15 protein-coding genes and 1 other RNA gene are annotated in these 16222 nt (G+C 31.9%); 10 read left to right on the top strand and 6 right to left on the bottom strand.

All coding sequences use genetic code 11. From position 1 onward, the window contains the following. Positions 1-109 precede the first annotated feature (109 nt). Together BOW55_RS19155 and BOW55_RS19150 are read left to right on the top strand one after the other, a co-directional pair. Positions 110-637, top strand: a complete 528-nt coding sequence (locus BOW55_RS19155) for a hypothetical protein (protein ID WP_164975071.1) — start codon at positions 110-112, stop codon at positions 635-637. Positions 638-729: 92 nt separating this feature from the next. After that, a complete protein-coding gene (locus BOW55_RS19150; protein ID WP_129025910.1) occupies positions 730-1179 on the top strand; it encodes a nuclear transport factor 2 family protein in 450 nt (149 codons plus the stop codon). Positions 1180-1358: 179 nt separating this feature from the next. Here BOW55_RS19150 and BOW55_RS19145 read toward each other — a convergent pair whose 3' ends face one another. Further along, on the bottom strand, positions 1359-1652 hold the full coding sequence (locus BOW55_RS19145) for a hypothetical protein (RefSeq protein WP_089056090.1): 294 nt from the start codon (positions 1650-1652) through the stop codon (positions 1359-1361). Between the two features lie 125 nt (positions 1653-1777). Here BOW55_RS19145 and rnpB point away from each other — a divergent pair. From rnpB to BOW55_RS19125, 4 genes are all read left to right on the top strand, one after another. Then, positions 1778-2097, top strand: an RNA gene (rnpB, locus tag BOW55_RS19140) — RNase P RNA component class A. A 32-nt stretch (positions 2098-2129) separates the two neighbouring features. Next, complete coding sequence (locus BOW55_RS19135; RefSeq protein WP_129025908.1) at positions 2130-3380, top strand: cation:dicarboxylate symporter family transporter; 1251 nt, start codon at positions 2130-2132, stop codon at positions 3378-3380. Between the two features lie 183 nt (positions 3381-3563). Continuing rightward, entirely contained in the window at positions 3564-4481 is a 918-nt protein-coding gene (locus BOW55_RS19130) for a ketopantoate reductase family protein (RefSeq protein WP_241686620.1), read from the top strand. A 92-nt stretch (positions 4482-4573) separates the two neighbouring features. Next, entirely contained in the window at positions 4574-5116 is a 543-nt protein-coding gene (locus BOW55_RS19125; protein ID WP_129025904.1) for a DUF3575 domain-containing protein, read from the top strand. A 31-nt stretch (positions 5117-5147) separates the two neighbouring features. Here the strand turns inward: BOW55_RS19125 and BOW55_RS19120 are convergent, their stop codons facing one another. Next, the gene (locus BOW55_RS19120) at positions 5148-5837 is read right to left on the bottom strand and encodes a response regulator transcription factor (protein WP_129025903.1); all 690 of its coding nucleotides are present in this window, start codon (positions 5835-5837) and stop codon (positions 5148-5150) included. A gap of 10 nt (positions 5838-5847) precedes the next feature. After that, positions 5848-7206: a sensor histidine kinase KdpD gene (locus BOW55_RS19115; protein WP_129025901.1), complete on the bottom strand. Its 1359-nt coding sequence runs from the start codon at positions 7204-7206 to the stop codon at positions 5848-5850. Positions 7207-7340: 134 nt separating this feature from the next. On the opposite strand from BOW55_RS19115, the gene BOW55_RS19110 reads away from it, so the two are divergent. Then, positions 7341-9443, top strand: coding sequence for an outer membrane beta-barrel family protein (locus BOW55_RS19110; RefSeq protein ID WP_129025899.1), 2103 nt, complete (start codon positions 7341-7343; stop codon positions 9441-9443). 50 nt (positions 9444-9493) lie between these two features. On the opposite strand, the gene BOW55_RS19105 is transcribed toward BOW55_RS19110, so the two are convergent. Together BOW55_RS19105 and BOW55_RS19100 are read right to left on the bottom strand one after the other, a co-directional pair. After that, positions 9494-10099, bottom strand: a complete 606-nt coding sequence (locus BOW55_RS19105; protein WP_089056136.1) for an RsmD family RNA methyltransferase — start codon at positions 10097-10099, stop codon at positions 9494-9496. Continuing rightward, entirely contained in the window at positions 10096-10917 is an 822-nt protein-coding gene (locus tag BOW55_RS19100; protein WP_129025897.1) for a DUF3822 family protein, read from the bottom strand. Before BOW55_RS19100 ends, BOW55_RS19105 begins: the two co-directional genes overlap by 4 nt. 329 nt (positions 10918-11246) lie before the next feature. Between BOW55_RS19100 and BOW55_RS19095 the strand changes: the two genes are divergently transcribed. Together BOW55_RS19095 and ygiD are read left to right on the top strand one after the other, a co-directional pair. Next, complete coding sequence (locus BOW55_RS19095; protein ID WP_129025895.1) at positions 11247-12656, top strand: ATP-dependent RecD-like DNA helicase; 1410 nt, start codon at positions 11247-11249, stop codon at positions 12654-12656. 99 nt (positions 12657-12755) lie between these two features. Further along, complete coding sequence (gene ygiD, locus BOW55_RS19090; RefSeq protein ID WP_129025893.1) at positions 12756-13586, top strand: 4,5-DOPA dioxygenase extradiol; 831 nt, start codon at positions 12756-12758, stop codon at positions 13584-13586. 188 nt (positions 13587-13774) lie between these two features. On the opposite strand, the gene BOW55_RS19085 is transcribed toward ygiD, so the two are convergent. Then, on the bottom strand, positions 13775-15109 hold the full coding sequence (locus BOW55_RS19085) for a PQQ-binding-like beta-propeller repeat protein (protein WP_129025891.1): 1335 nt from the start codon (positions 15107-15109) through the stop codon (positions 13775-13777). Positions 15110-15239: 130 nt separating this feature from the next. Between BOW55_RS19085 and kdsB the strand changes: the two genes are divergently transcribed. Further along, complete coding sequence (gene kdsB / locus BOW55_RS19080; RefSeq protein WP_129025889.1) at positions 15240-15974, top strand: 3-deoxy-manno-octulosonate cytidylyltransferase; 735 nt, start codon at positions 15240-15242, stop codon at positions 15972-15974. Positions 15975-16222: the final 248 nt, after the last annotated feature.

Genomic DNA, 16222 nt, shown 5'->3' with positions numbered 1-16222 from the left:
AAAAATATATAAATAGAATTTTACTAAAAATTTAGTTACTAAGCAAGAGCACTATGTCAATGATGTTTTGCAGGATTTTAGGGTTTATAAATACAATGACCAAAATCAATTGATTGAAGATTTGTATACTAATCCAGAAAATGAAAAAGGAGAAACATTAGTGATAAACGAATCTGGTAAAGGTACCAAATTATCATTCTATCCAGAAAAGCAAACGCTGTATGAATACATGAAAAATAAGGATACCACAATCGTTGTAAAAATAAGCCCAAGATATTCGCGTAAAGAAGTGACAAAAAAACTAAAAAACAAAGAGTTTGAATTAACGATTGAGGAGAAATATAATAAGGATTTTTTAGAAAGTACCGTGCGGACTTGGATTTCAAAAGACTCATTATCAAGATGTAATTACATATACGGAGTAAAAGGCAAAATTAGAAGCTATTATAAAACCTTTAAAAATCCTAAGAAAATAATTTATATATCAAAAAGTGATTTTTCTGATGACAATCAAGAAAAAGTTATTACACATACTGGTGAGATCGTTTATGATAAATTTAAAAACTGGATCAAAAAAACATATTTTAAAGAAGGAGTAATAGAAAGTAGGATAGAAAGAGAAATTGATTATTATTAATAAATGCAAAATGCGGTAATTCAATTTTGTAAAGCAGAATCTAATTATCGAATTCAAAAATCCCCGTTTGTAATTTTAAAACCTTAATTTAAATGAAAAAATATCTGTTATTATTCGCAATTGCATTTAGTTTTATTCAGCTTCAAGCACAAACCGCTCAAGATACATTAGAAATTAAACGAGCAGCTTTGGCATATATTGAAGCGCAGCATAATCCAAATCCAAAATTGATGGAAAGTGCCTTGCATCCTAGAATGGTAAAAAGATCAGTTTTTAGAAATAAAGCAGCACAGAAAGATTATATCTCGGAGTTTTTCGCTGAGAACATGGTTATACTGGCAGAAACTTATAATGTAAAAGGCGATAAATTTCCAAAGAATCCAAGAAAAGAAGTCAAATTGTTAGATGTTTCTGCAAAAACAGCGTCGGTAAAATTGCTTGCAGATGCATGGATAGATTATATGCATATTGTAAAGACAAATGGCGAATGGAAAATTATAAATGTACTTTGGCAGTACAATGATGTAACTCAGCATGAATAAATAATTGCCTTCTTTTTTATGTCATCCCGAGGAACGAATAATTTTCGCAAGAAACTCTGCAATGTAAATAACCAATTTTTCGGCGAGCTGCTAATGAAAATTTCTTAATTCTTCAAGATGACATAGATTGTGATTACTTTAATAAAATGAAAAGTTACAACAGGATCAAGTCCTGAAAATTACCTTCCTTTAATGCTTAAATCAAATAAAAGTTTGGCAGTTTCTTGATCTGCATCGGCAGAAAAACCTGCTACAAAAACACCTTTTTTTCCATTACTGGACTTAATTCCGTATACAACTGCCTCATCGCCTGGGTCTGATTCCCCTTCGTATCGATACACATGTACAATTTCAAATTTCTCAGGATTTTTTTTAAGAATGTCTGAGTTGAGATTAAAATCGCACGTAAACCCTTTTTCATGCAATTGATCTAAAGCTTTTGAAACAGTTGCGTAGTGATACATCCTAATCATAATATTTGAATTTAAAAATTATCGAATTTTAAAGATAACTATTTTAAAATTAAAAAGTTATGATAAAATTCATAAAAACGGAAATTTAAAATCATTATTCTTAGTTCATAAATCGTTACTTTTGCAGCGCAGACCGCCTTATCGCTGCCCGCTACGGTGGGGAGAGGAAAGTCCGGACACCATAGAGAAGCATAGCGGGTAACACCCGTCGGTCCCGATAGCTATCGGGATTAGGACAAGTGCAGCAGAAAGTATGTACAGGTAATGCTGTAGTGAAACCAGGTAAACTCTATGCGGTGAAATACCAAGTATATCAGCATTTAAGGGCTTCTCGTCCGTTGTTGAAGGGTAGGTAGCTCGAGTTCCGAAGTAATTCGGAATCTAGATAAATGATAAGGCCTTGATTTATCAAGGACAGAATCCGGCTTATAGGTCTGCTTTTTTTATATATTTGTGAAACTCTACTAACTTGTTTTCATGAATATAACCGCTCCAAAATCTTCTTCAAAGGCAAAAAAAAAACTTTTTAATACCATAATCACAAATCTTACTTTTTGGGTTTTAATAGCCATAATTGCGGGTATTTTACTTGGACATTTTTCGCCTGAAAATGGAGTGAAAATGGAAATTTTAGGAGCGAAATTTATAAGTCTTATCAAGTTGTTTATCGGCCCGATTATTTTCCTAACGATTGTTTTGGGAATTTCTGGAATGGGTAATTTAAAAAAAGTGGGGCGAATTGGTGTAAAAGCCTTAGCTTATTTTGAAGTTGTTTCCACCGTAGCTTTAGCTATTGGTGTTGCAGTTGCTTATATTTTTAAACCAGGAAAAATTGATAAATCGGGATTAACTTTAGGCGACGCAAGTCAATATACAAACGGCGCGGCAAAAGATTTTTCATGGCTGGAGTTTTTTCTTTCCAATTTTACATTGCAGGTTTTGCTAGCGGCTATTGTATGTGGAATCGCTTTAAATTTTTATAAAAAAAGAGAACAAACCATTTTAGTTTTAGAACGTTTTTCAAATGTAGTTTTCTTCGGTTTAAAATACGTTATGTATCTCGCGCCAATTGGTGCTTTTGGAGGAATGGCTTACACAATTGGAAAGTTTGGATTAGGAACTTTAATTCCGCTTGGTAAATTAATGCTTTGTGTTTATTTAACGATGGCGTTGTTTGTTTTTCTAATTTTAGGAAGCATTCTGCGTTATTATAAAATAAGTATCCTTTCGATTTTAAAATATATAAAAGAAGAACTTTTATTAGTTCTAGGAACATCATCTTCAGAAGCTGCTTTGCCAAGTATTATGGTTAAACTAGAGCAAATGGGCTGCAGTAAATCAGTTGTAGGATTGGTGATTCCAACAGGATATTCTTTCAACCTCGACGGAACTTCGATTTACTTATCAATGTCGGTAATATTTTTGGCTCAGTTGTATGATGTACATTTGAGTTTCTTTGAAATTCTTACTGTTATTGGTATTTTAATGATTACTTCAAAAGGTGCTGCAGGTGTTACGGGAAGCGGATTTATTGTTTTGGCTTCTACTTTAACAGCACTTCATAAAATACCAGTCGAAGGTTTAGCGTTTCTATTAGGAGTAGATAAATTTATGAGTGAAGCCAGAGCCATTACAAATCTAATTGGAAATACGGTGGCAACAATTATAATTTCGAAAACCGAAAGAGATTTTGCAGAGCTTGATTTGAATCCTGTTTTGGAGGAGTAATAGTAATGCTCAGATGAGAAACGGATTTAAGTGGTTTTTTGTCATTTTGAGGAACGAGAAATCACACTTATAATTCGACAAAGATTGGAGACTCTTGTCACGGAGTTTCTTGTGTGATTTCTCGTTCCTCAAAATGACAGAAATATGCGTAATAACGGGTGTAATTAGCGACAAAAAAAGATTATGAAAAGAATTGGAATTTTAGGACTTGGTGGCGTTGGCGGCTATTTTGGCGGACTTTTAGCGAAAGCATATTATAAGTCTGATGATGTTGAAGTGATTTTTATTGCGCGCGGTGAAACTCAAAAAGCGATTGCCGAAAACGGATTAAAAATTGTAACCGATGATTCTGAGACAATTGTTTTTCCTAGTATAGTTTCTAATAACCCTGACGAAATTGGCGAATTAGACTATTTAATTTGTGCAACTAAAACGTATGATATTGAAGAAAGTTTATCGTCTTTGAAAAAATCAATTAAGAATGAAACAGTGATTCTGCCTTTATACAATGGTGTTGATGCACAAGAAAGAATCCAAAAGATATTTCCCGAAAACGAAGTTCTGCAAGGTTGTGTTTATATTATTTCGATGATCTTTTCGCCTGGAACAATTCGGAAAATTGGCTTTTACGAAAAGTTGTTTTTTGGTTCTAAAACCGCATCATTTTCAAAATTGGAAGAGCTGCAAAACATCTTCAAAAAAGCAAAAATAGAAAGTTACTTGGCTGCGAATATAGAAGAAACAGTTTGGGAGAAGTTTATTTTTATTTCGGCATTAGCTTCTGTAACTTCTTATTTAAATCAGAATATTGGCGAGATACTGCATCATTTAGAATCTAAAGTAATTTATATCGAACTGCTTCATGAAATCGAAGATGTGGCGCAGGCAAAAGGTTTAAAATTACCAGAAGATATTGTTGCACAAACTATTATAAAGTTAGAGAAATCTCCCAAAGAAGCAACATCATCTATGCATAGAGATTTACTAGCAGGCAAAAATACCGAAGCAGTTTCGCTCACACAATTTGTTGTAAACGAAGGAAAGAAATATGGTGTAAAAACGCCTCTTTATGAAAAGATTGCAGCTATTTTAATTAAATAATGCAATAATATATTGTAAGAAAATAATTTGTTTTTTTAAGTTGTGGTATGTTTTTAATGTTATTTTTGTCGAAACCAATTTAAAAACAACCAATGAAGAAAAATTACCTAATTCTATTACTTTTTGTTCTTTTTATAAATGCTGTAAATGCACAAGATGATGCTCCGACTGCAGTAGCAAAACATCAATTTAAAATAAATTTATTACTGCCTGGATTTGTTTATGAGCACGGATTTAATTCTAAAAACACCTTATATTCTGAAGCAAGTTTAGGTTTAGGTTTTCAAGCCAATTCAAACAATTCGAATTTTGCCATTTATCCTACCATTAATGAACAGTTTCGTCATTATTATAATCTTGAAAAAAGAGCAGAAAAAGGAAAAAGAACAGCAAGAAATTCTGGAAATTATTTAGCAGCAAACGCGGTTTATAGTTTTGGTTCGATATCTACAAATGATGATTATAGAGAAGCTTCTTCTTCGTTTACGCTTGGTGCTCTTTGGGGATTACAGCGTACTTATAAAGGAAGATTTAACTTAGAATTTAATGCTGGTCCGGGAGTTAATTTTGACGAATATGACACGGAATTTGTTCCAATCATAAATTTCACCTTAGGTTGGGTAATTGGAAAATAAAGTTCGTTTAAAATAGAAAAACCTTGATTCGTCAAGGTTTTTCTATTTTAAATTCTAAGCCAATACTTCGAACGCTTTCAATACTGATTTTTGGATCTGAATTAAAATACTTTCTAAGCCTGCTTATAAAAACATCCATGCTGCGCCCCGAGAAATAATCGTCTTTTTTCCAAACAGACATTAAAATTTGTTCTCTTTTTAACAGCTGATTATGGTTCAGATATAAATATTCAATAAGTGAAGCTTCTTTTTCTGTGAGCTGCTGAACGTGATTTTTGTTATTTAGAGTTAAACGCTCGTTGTCAAAAATATATGAGCCAATTTCAATTGTGTTATTTCCTTCTAAACTTCTCTTTTGCTCGATTCTCTTAAGTATGTTTTGCAAACGCAGAATCAGTTCGTCGACTTCAAAAGGTTTCGCTATATAATCATCGGCACCAAGTTTTAATCCAATGATTTTGTCTTCCTGCAGCTTTCTTGCTGTTAGAAAAATAAATGGAGTTTCAGGATTGATTATAATCATTTTTTCAGCCAATGAAAATCCGTCTAATTTAGGCATCATGACATCTAGAATACAAATGTCAAAAGCTTGATTTTTAAAATGATCTAAAGCTATTTCGCCATTTTCTGCCCAAGTTACTTCAAATTGATGAAGCTCTAAATATTGTTTTAAAATTGCTGCAAAGTCAAAATCGTCTTCAGCCAAAAGTAATTTTTTCAAAATAGGGTAATTAAACTTTTAATAAAATAGTAAACTGAGTTCCTTTTCCTAAATCGCTAATAACGTTAACAGAACCCTGATGCGCTTTTACGATTTGATCAACATAATATAATCCTAAACCCAAACCTTTTGTATTGTGAAGATTTCCTTGCTCTACACGATAAAATTTATCAAAAAGAAGTGATTGTTTGTTTTTTGCAATTCCAATTCCGTCATCTTCAAAACAAATAGAAAACTGATTTTCTATGATTTTTGTTTTTACTGTAATTGTGTTCGATCCATATTTTACGGCATTTTCTAAAACATTTAAAAAAGCAGTTGTTAAATGAAATTTATCCAGAACTAAAATTGTTTTCTGAGTTTGAAAATCAGTTTTAAGATTGATTTTTGGAAAAGCAATTTTAAAATCATCAACGATTATTTGCAGGAAATGCTCAGTTTCAATTTTTTCCTTTTGCAATTCGATTTCATTTTCGGCCAAAGAATTTGCCATAACTTGATCAATCAAACTTTGAAGACGATTGTTCTGACGTGAAATTGTATTGACAATTGAATTGAAATTCTCGTCATTGTCACGAATGTTTTTCTGTTCTAAAATTTTAGTCGAAATGCCTAATGTTGCTAAAGGAGTTTTAAGTTCGTGTGTAATATTATTGATAAAATCTGTTTTTACATCACTTACCTTTTTTTGTTTAATTAAAGCTTTGAGTGCGATTACAAAAAGCGAAATGAGTGTAAGAATTGATAATAATGACAAAACAAGAATAAACGTCATTCGTTTTAAAATAATCAGTTCCCAATCGATAACCGAAACATACATAGAATCTTCGGTAAGTAATTTATATTCTTGATTTCCAAAAGTTCCGTTTGTAGTGCCGACATAATTTCGAACTAAAAAAGCGTGATTCAACGAATTTAGGTTTCCGTACAATTTATTCTGAATAAAAGGCTTTTCAGAAAAAATAGTATCTCTTTTTTTAGCGTGTTTGTAAAGAATAAATTTGTTGAGAACAATAGCAAAGTCAATTTTGAAATTGGGTAAATCTCTTTCGAACTTTCGTTGAATTCTTTGTGTTAACACGTCGTTAGATTTACTCTCTAAAATGCCTTTTTTAATATCAATTTTAGAATTTTTGCCTTTAATATATTGTTCCGATAAATTCTTGTAAAGCGCTTCTTTTTTAGAAACTAAAACGGCATCAATATCACTGTAATTATTTGTAATTGCTGCAATTTCATTTTTGATCTGAGTATGAAACTGAGCCACTTTATAATCATAAGCAGTTTTTACCAAATAACATTGTACGGTCGACAAGACAAGCAGAGCGACAACCGAAAGTGTTATTAATAAATTGATTCTTTGTTTCATAAAACTAAATATTCATTTCAAAAATAGTGCTTTTGTGAGATATTCCAGCCATTAACTCCGCATTAACCTTCAATTAACCTTGGCAACTCTTTTTTAGAAGCATTTTTGCATCATCTCAAAACAAAAAACTTTGTATGCCATTAAAACTCCTTTTAGCACTTTTACTTTTTGTTCTTTCGTTTATTGCAAATGCACAAAATGAAACTACCAAAGACTCGATTTCAAATCAATTGAACGAAGTTGTTATCAATCAGAATAAAAAGACTTTTACAAACTCAAACGGAAATATAAAAGTTGACGTTGCAAATTCTATTTACAATTCAATGCCAAATACATTCGATTTGCTGGCAAAATTACCAACCGTTTTAGTGAGTCCAGATAAAGAAAGTATTGTAGTTGTTGGTAAAGGAAGTCCGTTAATTTATATTGACAATCAAAAAGCAGGAATGAACGATTTGAATGCTTTGGTTCCAGCCGATATTAAAACTATCGAAATTATTCAAAATCCATCTGCAAAATATGAAGCCGAAGGAAGATCTGTAATTTTGATTACAAGAAAGTTTAGTAAAAAAGATAGTTTGAGAACCGATATTTCTGAAACAGCGTCTTTTAAAAAACAGTTTAATAATTATCTCGGATTTAATTCCAGCTTTAAAAAGAATAAATTAGAATGGAAGGCAAACTTTAATTATAATCGTTTGAATCCGTGGGAAAATCACAGTATCGATTATCAAATTCCTAATGCAGAAATTGCTTCCCAATATGATGTAACTGCACAAACAAAAAGAAAACAATTTATTTTGGGAGGCGGCGTGTTTTATAAAATAAACGAAGAGGATTATTTCTCGTTTAGTATCAATAGTAAATTGCAGACAGATACTTTTCCTATAAATACAATTACCGATAATAAAAATAAGGATGTAGAGAATAATGTTGTTACGTATAGTGATAATGAGGGAGACAAGAATTTTGTAAACGCATTTTTGAATTATTCTAAAAAAATAAAAGCAATTGATCTGCTTGTTTTTAGTGGTTTTCAGTATTCAAATTTCGATCAAAAATCTTGGAGTAATGTGCAAGATAGTTTTAATGATACACAATTTGAGAGAACTCAAAATCGAGATCAGGATTTTAAAGTGAATGTTTTTTCGGGAAGAATTGATACAGAGAAAAAGTTTAAAAATGATCTGAAATTAGAAGTAGGAGGATTGTATTCGTCAGCAAATTCGAAATCGGATATTGATATTTATTATTATAAAACGGGTGTTGATGAAATAAGTAATTATGATTTTAAAGAGCAGAATTTGGCAGGATACAGTCAGTTTTCGGGCAAGATTAAAAAAGTCAATTTTTCATTTGGAGTCAGAATTGAAAACACGAATGTTAATGGGAAATTTAAAAGTGATTTATTGCCTTTGGTTGATAAAAACTACACAAATTTCTTTCCAAAAGCACAACTCACATTTCCAATTGACAGTACAAAAAGTATTAGTGTAAACTATTCAAAAAGTATATCAAGACCCAATTATTCGTCTTTAAGTCAGGGAGCAACCTATATAAATCCGTACTTTTTATATGCTAGAAATATATTTTTAGATCCTACCATAATCAACGAAATTTCGTCGACTTTTCAGTATCACGATAAAACGGTTAAGTTGAGTTATTATAAAAATACAAATCCAGTTTATAATAGTTTTACGTTTGATGACCAGAATAATATAATGACTTTTAAAGATGTGAATTTTGATAAAGAAACAGGTTTTAATCTTGATTTCGAATTGCCTTTTACATATAAGTTTTGGACAACAAATAATTCACTGCTTTTTATTTTAGAAAAAATTGAAGATTCTTCGGCAGTATTTATGACTTCAAAACCCTATTTTTATTATTACTCCAATAATGAATTTAAGCTTCCAAACGAATATAATTTTGTATTGAATTTTTGGGGATTGACAAAACAGAAAGTTGGCGTTTTTGAAAGAAACCCAATGTTTGTTGCTGATATGGCAGTTTCGAAAACCTTTTTCAAAAAATGGAATTGTACTTTAAGCTGGAACAATATTTTTAAAAACACGATTAGAACCGAAGATTTTACCATTAATACTGTGAGTTCTAAAGCACGATATGTAGTCGATTCTTATGAAATTTCGATAGCGTTAAAATACTCTTTTGGAAAAGTAAAAGAAAGTGAGTTTAAAGGAAAAAGTATTGATGAGAACGAAAGCAGAGTTAAATAAAAAAGAAAAAACCTTGAAATTTCAAGGTTTTTTATGCTGTAAAAAGAAAATTATCCTTCGTCTTCTTCCGTAATTTTTATTGGAGTATCGCCTGGTAATTCCTCATCGTCATCAGTCGAATTTAATTCGAAGAAACTAAAGAAAGAACCTCCGTAGCTTTTTTGAAATGAAAAATTACTTAAATGATCTAGTTTTGTGTATTTAGAATGTTCGATAATCATCATACCATCTTCGTGAAGTAAATCTCTTTCGAAAACCGTTAAAACAATTTTTTCAAAAGTGTTTTGATCTAATCCATAAGGAGGATCGGCAAAAATAATATCGTATGATGTTTTGCAGTTCTCCAGAAATTTAAAAACATCGCTTTTTGTAGCCGCAATGTCAAAATCATATTCTGATGAAACTTGTTTAATAAATTTTACGCATCCAAAATCACCATCAATAGAGGTAATTGGTGCGCTTCCGCGTGATGCAAATTCGTAGCTGATATTTCCGGTTCCCGAAAATAAATCTAAAACCTTTAAGCCGTCAAAACTAAAATGATTATTCAAAACATTAAATAATGCTTCTTTACTCATATCAGTCGTAGGTCTTACAGGAAGGTTTTTTGGCGGAAAAATGCGGCGTCCTTTGTATTTTCCTGAAATAATTCTCATGATTGAAATAAGATATAATGTTTTTGATTCTGAGCAGTTGTATAATTGTTTTTTTCTTGTAATGCACTCACGTCTAAGAAAGATACATTACGAATATATTTGTATGCAATCGCATAAAACGGATCGTTTTGGGTTATGGTACCTAATAATTCCAGTTGAAAAAGCTCTGGATTTAAATTGGTTTGTTCGGCTGTAAAAAGCAAATAATAAATAAAATCCTCTGGAGTTTGATACTCAAAAGAATTGAATAATAATAGTTTTTGATTTTGAACTACGATAACCTCAAAATGATTTGGGTTAAAGTTTACTACCATTTTTTTCTCGTCATTATTTCTTGAACCTTCCAAGATTTTTTCGACTAGAATACTATTTACGTGTTTGTACTCAAAAGATCCTACATTATCAATTAGAAAATTATTGATATTTATGTACGGTATGTAAACAGAATTCATTTCGTAATTGGAGACTTTATCAAAAGTAAAAAAATCAGATTCAAATACTTTTGTACTGTACTGTAAGTAACTGCCTAAGTAATTCTCATCAAATAAAGCAGTTGGTACAAAAGTCGAAAGATTGTTGTTGTGAATGACTAGAATATCGTCGTAGGTTTCTTTTAATTCAGGATAATTTTTAAATGAAGCTGAAAATAAGTCCTCGATTTTATTTTGTTTTTGAGTAGTATCAAATTGAACTTCGTTAAACGAAGTAATGGTATTATTTAAAGTATCAAAACAGCAAAATGAAAATCCGTTCAGTGAAACCTGAATCGAAAGTTTTTTATAATTTTTGGAAATAATGTTAGTGTTTTGTAATGACATATTGATTTACAATTCGTTACCTGTTTTACAAGAAAGAATTTAAGGCGACTACAAACTTACAAATTAAAAAGGAACAATTATAATTGCAATTTCAAAAAACAATTTCAAAAACATTTTAAAGTAAGGTTAAGTTTTCTTTATCATATAAGCGAGATAAGGAATTAAGCCTAGAGTATGTTTGTTTTAATTTTTAAGATCATTTAAGTAATGTCAACAACAAACGGTTAATATGATTATCGTAATCTTAAGTTTACTTACATCACTTATATGGTTTCAAATTATTGCCATTGCCATTAAAAAAAGCGACCTTTGTATTTCAAATTTTCTCTATGAATTCAGCATTGTTTTACGGCATTTTACAAAAAAGATTTCCATTTGCACCTACATACAAACAGGATATTTTTTTTCAAAAAATTGCTATTTTTTTAACCGAACCAGTTAACGATACCATTTTTGTATTAAAAGGATACGCAGGAACCGGAAAAACAACGGTGATTTCGACAATTGTAAATAATCTTGGCGATATTAATAAAAAGTTTGTTTTGCTTGCACCAACTGGACGCGCGGCAAAAGTAATTGCCAATTATTCGAATACACCGGCTTTTACCATTCATAAAAAAATATATTTTCCTAAAAAGTCGTCGGGCGGAGGAGTTGCTTTTACCAAACAAGTCAATAAACATAAAAATACCATTTTTATAGTCGACGAGGCTTCGATGATTTCAGACAGTACTTTAGACAGCGGTTCGCTTCTGGATGATTTGATTAACTATGTTTATTCTGGAACGAATTGTAAAATGATTCTTTTAGGAGATACAGCACAGCTTCCGCCGGTAAATTTAGATATAAGTCCAGCGTTAGATATTCAAACTCTCGGAATACATTACGATAAAGAAATTGAACATATTGAACTAGATGAGGTAATGCGTCAGGAAGAAAGCTCGGGAATTTTGTTCAACGCAACAGAATTACGTGAGTTATTGAAGGAAAGTTTTATTACTGAGTTTAGATTCAATGTAAAAAAGTTTAAAGATATTGTGCGTCTTACAGATGGTTATGATATTCAAGATGCAATAAATACCGCATATAGCAATTATAGTATTGAAGATACCGCTTTTATTGTACGATCTAATAAAAGAGCAAATCAATACAATGAACAAATTCGAACTAGGATTTTGTTTAAAGAAAGTGAACTTTCTGTAGGTGATTTTTTGATGGTAGTTAAGAATAATTATTTCTGGCTTAAAGAAACAGATGAAGCGGGATTTATCGCCAATGGCGATATTATTGAGGTTCTGGAAATGTTTGGAATCAAGGAATTATATGGATTTACTTTTGCAAGGGTAAAAATAAGAATGGTCGATTATCCAGATCAAAAGCCTTTTGAAACGGTACTGCTTTTAGATACCATAAAAAGTGAATCTCCGTCATTGACTTACGAAGAATCAAATCGTTTGTATGAAGAGGTAATGAAAGATTACGAAGATGAAACGACTAAGTATAAAAGGTTTCAAAGAGTAAAAGAAAACGAATATTTCAATGCTTTGCAGGTGAAATTTTCCTATGCTATAACGTGTCACAAATCACAGGGTGGACAATGGAATACGGTTTTTATAGAACAGCCTTATTTACCAAATGGTATCGATCGCGATTACATAAGATGGCTTTATACCGCTATGACACGTGCCAAAAATAAGTTATATTTGATAGGATTTAAAGACGAGAGTTTTGAGGAATAATTGTTTGCCACGAATTTCAGGAATTAGCGCGAATTATTTTTTAAGCTATGAAAATTAGTGTAATTAGTGTAATTCGTGGCAGAAAAAAAGTTTTAGCAAATGACAACACTAAACGACTTACATTCGATTTCGTCAACGTTTTCGAATACAGATAAAATGCCGGTACTATTTTTAGGACACGGAAGTCCTATGAATGCTATTGAAGAAAATCAGTTTGTGACGGGTTTTCGCAATTTGGCAAAAACATTACCGCAGCCCAATGCTATTTTATGTGTTTCCGCACACTGGTTTACTAAAGGAACCAAAGTTACTTCGATGCAAATGCCAAGAACAATTCATGATTTTGGAGGTTTTCCACAAGCATTATTTGATGTGCAATATCCCGCACAAGGAAGCCCTGAATTGGCATTAGAAACTAAAAGAATTTTAGATCCAGTTCAAGTTGATTTAGATGAACATTGGGGATTAGATCACGGCGCTTGGAGTGTAATAAAACATTTATATCCAGAAGCAAATGTTCCCGTAATTCAGTTGAGCATTGACTATACCAAATCAGGTCAATTTCATTTTGAATTGGCGCAAAAACTACAATCACTGCGTCGTAAAGGAGTTTTAATTATCGGAAGCGGTAATATTGTGCATAATCTTAGAATGGTTGATTTTAGAAATTTTGATAAAGACAATTATGGTTACGATTGGGCAATCGAAGCTCGAGAAACGGTGAATAATTATTTATTAGACGGCAATTTTCAACCGTTAATAGATTTCGAAAAAATGAACAAAGCAGTTCAATTGGCAGTTCCAACTCCAGAACATTATTTGCCTTTGTTATACACTTTAGGATTAAAAGAAAAATCAGAAGAATTGAATTTGTTTAATGATAAACTTTTAGCAGGTTCATTGAGTATGACGTCAGTCAAAATTATGTAGAAATTGTGTAGAAATTTTACCGCAAAGCACGCAAAGGTTTTTATTTACAAAGCTTATAAAAACGCAAAGTTCGCAAAGCTATATTGATAAAGCTTCGCGAACTTTGTGTTTAATTAACGTAATCCATAATAAAAATCTTTGCGCCCTTTGCGGTAAAATGCGTTTCGCAGATCAGGTTACAAAGTAGTCTATTTTTCTAAATTATACGCATATAAATATCCATCTGCACTTCCAAAATAAATAGTGTTATTATTTACAAAAGGAGAAGAAAGGATTGAACCTAATTTATAGAATTGATCCATTACTTTTTTATTGTTATCGTAGTAAGACAGATCTTCGTTTTGACCTGCATATCCAAAATCTAAAAGATCATTTTTTAAAATAGAGTTTGCATATTGTTTGCGATTATCAGTGCTTATAGTATTTGATTTTTTTCCGTCAGAAAGTAAATCCAGTGAGAAGAAATTTCCAGTGAAATCACCAAAATAAATTGTGTTTCCTGCTATTACAGGTGAGTTATAAACGTAGCCATTTGTCTTGAATCGGTATTTCTCAGTGCCGGTTTTTGCGTCAAGAGCCAATAAAACATAAGTATCAGAAGTTCCTACATAAATAGTTCCATTTGTAATTACAGCAGTGCTTAGAATCCAGGAGTTTTCAGCATCGTATTTCCAGATTAGTTTTCCTGTTTCAGCATCAAGTGAGAAAAAGTGTGGATCACGCGCTCCAAAATATACTTTTCCATCAGAAACTGTTACAGACGATTGTATGCCTTTAAAACCTATTTTGGTAGAAGTAGCAAAATGCCATATTTCTTTTCCGGTTTCTGCATTCAGTGCGTATAAAACAGCATCCCAGCCGCCAATGAAAACTTTGTTTTTATCTATAACAGGAGTTCCATGAACGGGACCATTAGTTTTAAACTTCCAGTTTACATTTCCGGTTTTTGTATCAAGCGAATAGATGTTTCCGTCGCTGCTTCCAAAGATAACTTGAGCTGTTTTTTTATTTTGATATACGACTGGCGATGATAGGTAAAAACTCCATAAATCCTCCATGTATTGTGTTTCAGGTTTCATTCCTCCGCCGCCTTTTTCTCCCATCCAGTGTTCTCCACCCGTTTTAAATTTCCAAATTTGTTTTCCTGTTTTGGTATTTACTGCATAATAATTGCCGTCAAAACTTCCAAAGAAAACTGTGTCTTCGAAAATGCTTGGTGAACTGTGAATCGCGCCATCTGTTTTGAATTTCCATTTTAGATTTCCAGATTTTTCTTCAATTGCATATAAAAAACCATCTTCGCTGCCAATATAAACAATGCCGCTTTTGGTAATGGGTGAGGAGAAGATTTTACCTTCGGTTTTAAATTTCCATTTTAAAGTTGTCAGCGGCTGATAACCATCGCCGTCAAAAATGTGATTTGCAAATGCATTTAATGGAACAGCATTATTTTTTTGGCTTAAAGCCGAATTAATAAAAGTTAAATTCAATAAAAACAGAACCAGAATCGACGATTTTCTCATACTTTTTTTTCTGATAAATATACTTTATTTTTTAAAACATTGGCAGTCAGTTTTATAACGATCTAAAGCAATTATGTTTTTTATCTTAGGTTTGAATAGTTACATTTGTTTTACTTAAAAAAGATTTACAATGAAAATAATAGCGGTAATTCCGGCACGATATGCTTCGACACGTTTTCCTGCAAAGCTTATGCAGGATTTAGGAGGTAAAACAGTAATTCTAAGAACATACGAAGCTGCGGTTTCGACAAAGTTGTTTGATGATGTTTTTGTGGTAACTGATTCTGATTTGATATTCGATGAAATCGTTTCTCACGGCGGAAAAGCAATTATGAGCATCAAAGAACATGAGTCTGGAAGTGACCGAATTGCTGAAGCTGTAGCTAATCTTGATGTCGATATTGTTGTAAACGTACAAGGTGACGAACCTTTTACAGAAGTAGCGCCATTAGAGCAGGTTTTGTCTGTATTTAAAAATGATGCCGATAAGAAAATTGATTTGGCTTCGTTAATGCGTGAAATTACAGATGAAGATGAAATCAATAATCCAAATAATGTAAAAGTGGTGGTCGATCAATCACAGTTTGCCTTGTATTTTTCTAGATCAGTAATTCCGTATCCAAGAGATAAAGAGGCTGGAGTTCGTTATTTTCAGCACATCGGAATTTACGCATTTAGAAAGCAAGCGTTATTAGACTTTTACAGTCTTCCTATGAAATCTTTAGAAGCTTCTGAGAAGTTGGAACAATTACGTTATTTAGAATTCGGAAAACGCATTAAAATGGTTGAAACAACACACGTTGGAATTGGAATTGATACAGCAGAAGATTTAGAAAGAGCCAGAGCGATGCTGCGTGATATTTAATTACCTGTAGTTTGAACGCTGATTGAACAGATTCGCTTTTGCAAAAGCGAAGATTTAAATGGATTTCTAATTTATTATGTGCGTTTTTTGTCATTTCGACGAAGGAGAAATCTTCGTAAGAAACTCCATGCAGTTAATCTCCAATCTTTGTTGAGCTCTTGTGAAGATTTCTCCTTCGTCGAAATGACAAACTTTATGGTTACTTTGTTTAAAACAAAAAAAAGCTCCAAATACTTGGAGCTTTTTTT

This window comes from Flavobacterium sp. YO12, assembly GCF_004119495.1.
Classification (GTDB): domain Bacteria; phylum Bacteroidota; class Bacteroidia; order Flavobacteriales; family Flavobacteriaceae; genus Flavobacterium.
The sequence above is the reverse complement of the archived record's forward strand: the minus strand, read 5'-3'. Positions and strand labels throughout refer to the sequence as shown.